The 236-nt window shown below is 65.7% G+C and carries 1 protein-coding gene; it reads right to left on the bottom strand.

Features of this window, described 5'->3' with window-relative positions:
* Nucleotides 1-189 (bottom strand): putative Ig domain-containing protein (locus HZU84_RS20215; protein ID WP_219341032.1); only part of this gene is annotated, 189 nt, incomplete at its 3' end.
* Between the last annotated feature and the right edge of the window lie 47 nt (nucleotides 190-236).

Consider the following 236-nt stretch of genomic DNA (forward strand, 5'->3'; position numbering starts at 1 on the left):
TGTCGCCGCATTGAAGCTCAGCCAGCTCGGCAGCGTGCTCGTCGTGTAGCTCAGCGAGTCGCCCGCGTCGACGTCGGCGAAGGTGCCCGAAGGGATCTGGAAGCTGAACGGCTGATCCTCGGTCGCGCTCTGGTCAGTGATCGGAGACGCCACCGTCGGCGCATCGTTGACGTTGGCGATCGTCAGCACGAAGGAATCACTGGCCGCGGCGTTGCTCCCGTCCTTCGCCGTCACCG

Origin of the sequence: Sphaerotilus sulfidivorans, assembly GCF_013426975.1 — a bacterium.
Taxonomy (GTDB): domain Bacteria; phylum Pseudomonadota; class Gammaproteobacteria; order Burkholderiales; family Burkholderiaceae_C; genus Sphaerotilus; species Sphaerotilus sulfidivorans.